The 8,140-nt window shown below is 67.3% G+C and carries 6 protein-coding genes and 1 pseudogene; 2 read left to right on the forward strand and 5 right to left on the reverse strand.

Annotation, left to right across the window (positions count from 1 at the left end; genetic code table 11):
- Positions 1-92 precede the first annotated feature (92 nt).
- From LI94_RS19105 to LI94_RS19115, 3 genes are read right to left on the reverse strand one after another with little or no spacing between them, the layout of a single operon-like run.
- Positions 93-581 (reverse strand): glutathione peroxidase, encoded by a 489-nt coding sequence (locus LI94_RS19105; RefSeq protein WP_024441903.1) that lies wholly within the window; start codon positions 579-581, stop codon positions 93-95.
- Between the two features lie 10 nt (positions 582-591).
- Positions 592-2,709, reverse strand: a complete 2,118-nt coding sequence (locus tag LI94_RS19110) for a S9 family peptidase (protein WP_046302181.1) — start codon at positions 2,707-2,709, stop codon at positions 592-594.
- Positions 2,706-3,602: a phosphoribosylaminoimidazolesuccinocarboxamide synthase gene (locus LI94_RS19115; protein WP_046302182.1), complete on the reverse strand. Its 897-nt coding sequence runs from the start codon at positions 3,600-3,602 to the stop codon at positions 2,706-2,708. Before LI94_RS19115 ends, LI94_RS19110 begins: the two co-directional genes overlap by 4 nt.
- A gap of 131 nt (positions 3,603-3,733) precedes the next feature.
- Here LI94_RS19115 and LI94_RS25120 point away from each other — a divergent pair, with 131 nt between their 5' ends.
- Entirely contained in the window at positions 3,734-5,890 is a 2,157-nt protein-coding gene (locus LI94_RS25120; RefSeq protein ID WP_046302183.1) for a cellulase family glycosylhydrolase, read from the forward strand.
- A 48-nt stretch (positions 5,891-5,938) separates the two neighbouring features.
- Positions 5,939-6,571 (forward strand): hypothetical protein, encoded by a 633-nt coding sequence (locus tag LI94_RS19125; protein ID WP_024441907.1) that lies wholly within the window; start codon positions 5,939-5,941, stop codon positions 6,569-6,571.
- Here LI94_RS19125 and LI94_RS19130 read toward each other — a convergent pair.
- Positions 6,568-7,788: a cytochrome P450 gene (locus LI94_RS19130; protein WP_046302184.1), complete on the reverse strand. Its 1,221-nt coding sequence runs from the start codon at positions 7,786-7,788 to the stop codon at positions 6,568-6,570. The genes LI94_RS19125 and LI94_RS19130 overlap by 4 nt on opposite strands.
- A gap of 5 nt (positions 7,789-7,793) precedes the next feature.
- Positions 7,794-8,140: pseudogene (locus LI94_RS19135) on the reverse strand (adenylosuccinate lyase); the annotation flags it as partial.

Here is an 8,140-nt window from a genome sequence, read left to right on the forward strand (position 1 = left end):
GATGTGTATAAGAGACAGGAACAGGCTCTCCCGGAACCGGTAGGCCAGCGCCGCTGCCCGCACGCTGGGGAAGCGCTCCGACCGGGTATGCATCAGCCAGGAAGGACGGCTTCGATGGCGGCGATCACCTCGGGTGCGTCCGGCACCGTGGTGGGCCGGAAGCGGTTGACCACGGTTGCGCCCGGGGCGAGCAGGAACTTCTCGAAATTCCACTGCACGTCACCGGCGGCGCCCTCGGCGTCGGCGGTCTTGGTCAGCTCGGCGTACAGCGGGTGGCGGTCGGCACCGTTGACGTCGGTCTTGGCCAGCAGCGGAAAGCTCACGCCATAGGTGGTCGAGCAGAAGGTCTGGATCTCCTCAGCGGTTCCGGGTTCCTGACCCATGAACTGGTTGCAGGGCACGCCCAGCACGGTCAGGCCGCGGTCGCCATAGTCCTGCGCGAGTTTCTCCAGCGCGCCGTACTGCGGGGTGAGTCCGCATTTGGACGCGACGTTGACCACGAGCACCGCGCGGTCGGCGTAATCGGCCAGCGAGGTGGAACGTCCGTCGAGGGTGGTCAGCGGGATTTCGGCGAGGCTCATGGCCGCGACGTTACCCGCAGCCGACAACCGCCAACGACCAGGCGTAGGAGAACGCGATCTCTTTCCAGCGTTCGTAGCGCCCGGAGATACCGCCGTGGCCGGCGTTCATCTCGGTTTTCAGCAACACCGGGTTGGCATCGGTCTTGGTGTGCCGCAGTTCCGCGACCCACTTCGCCGGCTCGACGTAGTACACCCGGGTGTCATTCAGCGAGGTCATCGCCAGGATTGGCGGATAGTCGCGGCGGGCGATGTTCTCGTACGGCGAGTAGGACTTCATGTAGAAGTAGACGTCTTTGTCGTCCAACGGGTTTCCCCACTCGTCCCATTCGATTACGGTCAGCGGCAGGGACGGGTCCAAGATGGTGGTCAGCGGGTCGACGAAGGGAACCTGCGCCACCACCCCGGCGAACAGGTCCGGCGCCAGGTTGGTCACCGCCCCCATCAACAGCCCGCCGGCGCTGCCGCCCATCGCCACCAGACGTCCGGGCTGACAGGTCCCCGCATCGACCAGGTGCCTTCCCACGGCGACGAAGTCGGTGAAGCTGTTCTTCTTCTCCAGCAGCTTGCCGTGCTCGTACCACAGCCGGCCCATCTCACCGCCGCCGCGAACGTGGGCTACGGCGAACACCATGCCCCGGTCCAGCAGCGACAGCCGAGCGATCGAGAACTGCGGGTCCTCGCACGCCTCGTAGGCCCCGTATCCGTAAAGCATTGTGGGAGCGGGAAGTTCGATACCGGCGCGGTGCACGATCGACACCGGGATTCGGGTTCCGTCCTGGGCGTAGACCCAGTCGCGGTATTCGACGTAGTCGGTGCTGCGGTATTCGCCCAGCACCGGTTGTTCGCGCAGCAGAGTGCGTTCACCGGTCGCAAGGTCGATGTCGTAGACCCGTACCGGGGTGATGAAGGACGTCGCACCTACCCGCAGTTTCGGAGCGTCCCAGTTCGGATTGGCGGCCAGACCGGACGAAGTCAGCTCGGTGTCGAAGGTGATCTCTTGCGGCGGTTGGAGATCGCCGTCGGCGCCGATCGGCCACAGTTGGATGCGAGGCAGACCCTCGGCTCGGTACCCGATCACCAGATGGTGCGCGAAGGCGTCCACCGCGTCGAGTCGCACGTCGTCGCGTCCGGGGATCAAGGTCTGCTGCGCGGCCGGATCGGAGACCGGGGCCTGCACCAAGGTGAAGTTGACCGCACCGTCGTTGTGCAGCATGAGGAATTGGTCCTGGCCACCGATGACGGCGTGCTCGACGGAGTATTCGACGCCTTCCCGGCGAGGAAGCACTACGGTGAACTCGGCCTGCGGGTCGGCTGCGTCGGCGTAGCGCACCTCGGTAGTTATCGACGAGCCGGCTGCGATCAGCACGTAGGCGTCGCTGCGGGTACGTCCCACCGACAGCCAGAAGCGTTCGTCGGCCTCGCGGTAAACCTGTTCGGCGGATCCTGCCGGAGCACCGATTCGGTGTCGCCACACGGTATCCGGACGCCAGGCTTGATCGACAGTCGTGTAGTAGACCGTCTGGTTGTCGGTCGCCCAGGTCACCCCGGCGCCGATTCCGGCGATCTCGTCGGGAAGAAGTTCGCCGGTACGAAGATCCTTGAACCGCATGGTGTACCGCTCGTCGCCGATGACGTCGACGGAGTAGGCCAGGAGGTGGCTGTCCGGGCTGACGCCGGCGGCGCCGAGCGCAAAGAAGTCGTGCCCTTCGGCCTCGGCATTCTGGTCGAGCAGCACCTGCTCGCCGGGGATCTCGGTGGCCTCGTCGAGTTGCGGCGGATCCCAGTCATCGGGGCCGCTGATCGGGCAGCGGCAGTGGACGCCGTACTGCTTTCCTTCGAAGGTGCGCGCGTAGTACCACCAGTCGCCGCGACGGGCGGGAACCGACAGGTCGGTCTCCTTCGTGCGGGCCTTGATCTCGTCGAAAATGGCCTGCCGCAAGGGCTCTAGGTGTGCCGTGGCGGCCTCGGTGTAGGCGTTCTCGGCTTCCAGGTGGGCGATCACGGCGGGATCAGACTTGTCGCGCAGCCACTCATAGGAGTCGACGAAGACGTCACCGTGGTGGGTGCGGGTGGTTTCTACTCGCTTCGCCGAGGGTGGGCTCGGCAGATCCTGCGACAGGTCGGTCATGCTCCGGGGCCGACCCAGTCGTCGAAGGACAGACCCGAAATACGTTCGTAGGCCTCGATATAGCGGGCGCGGGTCGCCGCGATGATGTCGTCCGGCAGCGCCGGGGGTGGCTGATCTCCGGCCCGGTCCCAACCGGATTCCGGACCGGTCAGCCAGTTGCGGACGAACTGCTTGTCGAAGCTCTGCTGCACGACCCCGGCCCGGTAGTGGTCGGCCGGCCAGTACCGCGACGAGTCGGGGGTGAAGACTTCGTCGGCGAGCACCAGGTTGTCGTGTTCATCGACGCCGAACTCGAACTTGGTGTCGGCGATGATGATTCCCTTGGTCAGCGCGTGGTCGGCCGCCTGCACGTAGGTCGCCAGGGTGCGGTCGCGCAACTGGCTGGCGCGGACGGGGCCCACCAGGTCGATCACCTGAGCGAACGAGATGTTCTCATCGTGCTCGCCGATCTCGGCCTTGGTCGCCGGAGTGAAGAGCGGGTTGAGGAACTTGCTGGCTTCCATCAATCCGGGTGGCAACGGGATGCCGCACACGGCGCCGCTGCGCTGATAGTCCAGCAGGCCCGAGCCGGTCAGGTAGCCGCGGGCCACACACTCCACCGGCATCATCTTCAGCTGGCGCACGACCAGCGCGCGACCGAGCACCTCATCGGGGATGCGTGGGTCGTCAGGCGGCCCCGCCAGGTGATTGGGGGCCTCGACGAGGTCGAAGAAGAAGACGCTCATCGCGGTCAGGATGCGACCCTTATCCGGGATCTCACTGTCCAGGACGTAGTCGAACGCCGAGATCCGGTCGGTCGCGACGAACAGCAGATGGTGATCATCGATCCGATAGAGTTCGCGGACTTTGCCGCTGGCCAGGTGCTGGTAATCGGAGAGCGCGGGTCGCGGCATTGCGTCAGCCTATCGGGGACGACGCCGCGCGCCTCAACCCTGCCACGTGAACCACACTTCATGTACGGTAATTTGTCAGGTGTTTCACATGTAACGTCTAACTTTCACTGCCGGCGAGGAGCGACCGCCACATGACATCGCAACTGACCACCTCCGGTAATCGCCGACTGCGGCGGCGCAGCGGTCGCACGCAACTGGCGGGTGCAGCAGCAGCAGCCGGGTTGTCACTCGGGCTCGGGTTGTCACCGCTGGGCGCCGCGTCCGCGCACGCCGAGTTCTTAGACGACGCCTTCGAGCAACTCCTGGCCGGGATGGTCGTCGACTGGGGAGAGCCGTTCGCGGCCCCCGCCACCGACTTCGACTTCGCCAGCTGGTTCCAGCAATCGATCTACCTGCCCATCTACCACGGGCTGGATGAGTGGCTGGATACGCAGGCCGGTCAGCAAGTCGCCGATTTCCTGAACGGGTTCGGCTCGTACGTGATCGGTGACGGCGCCACCGGAACAGCAGCGAACCCCGACGGCGGCGCCGCGGGGTGGCTGTTCGGCACCGGCGGCGCCGGGTGGGACAGCGATCAGACCGGAGTCGCCGGCGGGGCCGGCGGGGCGGCGGGGCTTATCGGCAACGGCGGCGCGGGCGGTGACGGTGGCGCCGAAGCCGCCGGTGGTGCCGGTGGCAGCGGCGGCTGGCTGCTGGGTAATGGTGGGGCCGGCGGAGACGGCGGCGACGGCGCCAATGGCGGCGACGGCGGCAGCGGCATCGGCCTGTTCGCCGCCGGCGGCCACGGTGGTGACGCCGGCAACGGCGACAGTATCGCGTCAACTCCCGGCTGGGCGCGGCCGGCGCTAGGCGGGGCGGGGGGCAACCCCGGGCTGTTCGGCACGCACGGCTCCGTCGGCGCGTTCGGCACCTTGGACAGCGGTCCCCCGATCGGCAGCGGCGCCTTCAGCACCGCCGGCACCTGGCTCACCGATGCCGACGGCCGGGTTCTGATCCTGCACGGCGTGAACGAGGTCAACAAGGGTGCGCCCTTTACGCCGGAGGCCGACCACTTCGACGAGCAGCATGCGGCGTATCTGGCCGCCAACGGCATCAACGCGGTTCGCGTCGGCGTGATCTGGTCCGGGGTAGAGCCCAGCCCCGGCCAGATCGACTACGAGTATCTGGCGTCGATCAAGGCCACCGTGGACCTGCTCGGTTCCTACGGCATCGTCAGCGTCATCGACATGCATCAGGACCTGTACAGCGACACCATCACCGGGATCGGTGACGGGGCGCCGGAGTGGGCGGTGCAGATCGGTGATGCGATCAATATCAACTTCGGCTGGCCGTGGAACTACCCGCTCAACGCCGCCGTGAACCACGCCTGGGATGCGTTCTGGACCAACTCCCCCGCCGCCTCCGACGGGATCGGCCTGCAGAACCACTACGCCAGCATGTTCCAGGCCGTGGCGGGCGTCCTCAACGGCAATCCCCACGTCGCCGGCTACGAGATCATGAACGAGCCCTGGCCGGGCTCGGGCTACCTGTCGACGGCGTTCGGCAACCCGTTCTTCGACACCCAGCAGTTGTCACCGTTCTACGAGCAGGTGACGGCGGCGATCCGCTCGGTGGACCCGAGCACCCCGGTCATCTTCGGGTCCAACACGCTGTTCGGCAACCTGCCGGTGCCCACCTTCGTGACCCCGCCGGATGATTCGAACACCATATTCGCCTTCCACAGCTACTGCCCGTGGTACGAGGTCTTGGGCAGCGACTTCGGTTGCGGGGCATACGAGGGCTACATCATGGATCACGCCGCGGCCTACTCGCAGGCACATGGCGTCCCGGCGCTGCTCACCGAGTTCGGCAACACCACCAACCCCGGTGTCATCTACGGCGCCACCGGCGCCGCCAATCAGCACGGCTTCGGCTGGCTGTTCTGGGATTACAACCACGTCCTCGTCCGTGACATGGAGCAGCCGCTGACCGGCGACAACGTGGCGACCGATGCGGTGAACGCCCTGGCCGCGCCTTACCCGCAGGCCGTGGCCGGCATCCCGGGCAGCTGGTCGTTCAACGACGGCACCTTCGCGTTCAGCTACTCCACCGAGATGGCTGACGGGTCGGGGCAGTTCGCCGCGGGGGCGCACACCAACATCTCGGTACCGCCCAGCCTCTACCCGGACGGCTACCAGGTGACAGTCACCGGCGGGCAGGTCGTGTCAGCCGCGAACGCCCCGGTGCTGGTGATCGCCTCCAACGCCGGTGCCGCCACCATCACGGTGACCGTCACACCCAACAGCTGACGGCGCATCGCCTGCCGGACGGGCTCCGGGTGTGTTGGGATCGGAGGCATGACATCCCGGCTGCTGCCCTATGCCACCTCGCCCGGCCGCTTGCTGGCCCAACTGCTGAGCGACCTCGTCGTCGCGGCATGGACCTTCCTGTGGGTGATGATCGCCCTGGCGGTGCACGGCGCGGTGACCACCATCGCCGGGGTCGGACGGCAGTTCGAGCGCGGCGCCAACGGCGTGGCCGACAGCTTGGCCTCGGCGGGCAAGAGCGCGGACCGGATACCGCTGGTCGGTGACGCTGTGAGCAAGCCGCTCACCGCAGCGGGTCATGCCGCAGTCGATATCGCCGGGGCCGGTCACAACCTCAACACCACTGCAGGTTGGCTGGCCTATGTGCTCGCCTTTGCCGTCGCCGCCCCGCCGATTCTGGCGGTGGCGATGCCGTGGCTGGCCTTGCGACTACGGTTCTTCCTGCGTAAACGGGCGGTGCTGGGCTTGTACTCGAACCCGGCCGGGCAGCAGCTTCTGGCGCTGCGCGCCCTGACCAATCGCCCACTGGGGAAGCTGACCGCGGTCAGTCCCGACCCCGCCGGGGCCTGGCGGCACGCCGACCCCGTCGTGATCGGGGGCTTGGCCGCGCTGGAACTGCACGCCGCGGGTCTGGCCCGCCGATCCCCGGTCGCGAGGAGCTAGGGGCGCAGCTCCACCATCATGTGCCGCATCCCGGTGTGCCGGTTGCTGCGCGTCCACTCCACCGGCGCCACCACCGCCAATTCACCGAACCGGCTCAACAGCTCCTCGTAGAGCACCCGTAGTTCCAGTCGGGCCAGGTGGGCACCCAGGCAAAAGTGCGCTCCGTGCCCGAAACCGATGTGGGGGTTGGGTTTACGGGTGATGTCGAACTGATCGGCCCGGTCGAAGACCGCCGGGTCCCGATTGGCCGAGCCCTCCCACACCAATACCTTCTGACCGGCTTCGATGGTCTGCCCCCCCAGCACGGCACGGCGGGTGGCGGTGCGCCGCTTTGACGGAGCCGGCGAGGTCCAGCGCAGGATCTCCTCGATGGCGGTGGGCAGCAGATCGAAATCGCTACGCAGCAAACGATATTGATCGGGGTACGCAGACAGTGCCAGCAGCCCTCCGGCGATGGCGTTGCGAGTGGTCTCGGCGCCGGCGCTGAACAGCAGCTGGAAGAACAGATACACCTCGAGGTCGCTGAGCTCGGGGTCGGTTGAGTTGGCCACCACCGAGAGCATGTCGTCGGCGGGCTCGGCCCGCTTAGCCGCGATCAGCTCACGTCCGAAGGTGTAGACCCGGTTGCCGGCGTCCTCGATAGACAGTCGCGACACCACCGCCTTGCGTGAGCCGCGGAAGTCGAAGCTGGGCTCTATCGCCTCGAACAGCCAGTGCCGGTCGGCCTCGGGCACACCCAACAGGATGCAGATCATCTGCATCGGCACCTCGGCGGCGATGTCGACCAGGAAGTCGAAGGGAACCCCGGGCTCGATGGCGTCGAGCAAGGACCGCGCCCGGTGCCGCAGGTCGGTCTCGACCCGGCGGATCATCCGCGGCGTCAACCCGGAGCTAACCAGCCGGCGGACCTGAGCGTGCCGCGGGTCATCCATCATGTTCAACAGCTGCCCGGCGATCGGCAGGTCCTGCAGCACGGTGCCGCCGAACGGCCGATCACCACCGGTAACCGAGGAATAGGTCTGCGCATCACGCAGCACTTCAAGCGTTTCGGCGTGCGTAGCCACCGACCAGAAGCCGTCGCCGTCGGGAGTATGGGCGGTGGGCTCGTGCCAGTACACCGGGGCTACGCGACGGTGCAGCGCGAACAGCTCGTGGGGGAAGCCGTCGGCAAAGTTGTCCAGATCGGTGAAGTCGATGCTCGCGAGCTCCTGGACCATGACGGTTACAGGATCGCGCCCGGGCTGTAGGCCGCCCCGGCCGGGTGCCGTTCGAGCAGTTCGGCCACCTCGGCCGCCACCCGGTCGACCTGGTCGGCGGCCGCACCGGTGAAAGCCTGTCGGTCGGCGACGGCCGCGTCCAGCGCGTCCCGGTCCAGCGGCAGCCGGTCATCGGCGGCCAGCCGGTCCAGCAGGTCGGGTTCGGCGCCCCGCTCGCGCATGGCCAGCGCGACAGCCACCGCGTGCTCCTTGATCACCTCGTGGGCGGCTTCCCGTCCCACGCCGGCACGCACCGCGGCGATCAACACCTTGGTGGTCGCCAGGAACGGCAGGTAGCGGTCCAGTTCGCGGG

The sequence above is a fragment of the Mycobacterium sp. UM_Kg27 genome, from assembly GCF_000972905.1.
Taxonomy (GTDB): Bacteria; Actinomycetota; Actinomycetes; order Mycobacteriales; family Mycobacteriaceae; genus Mycobacterium.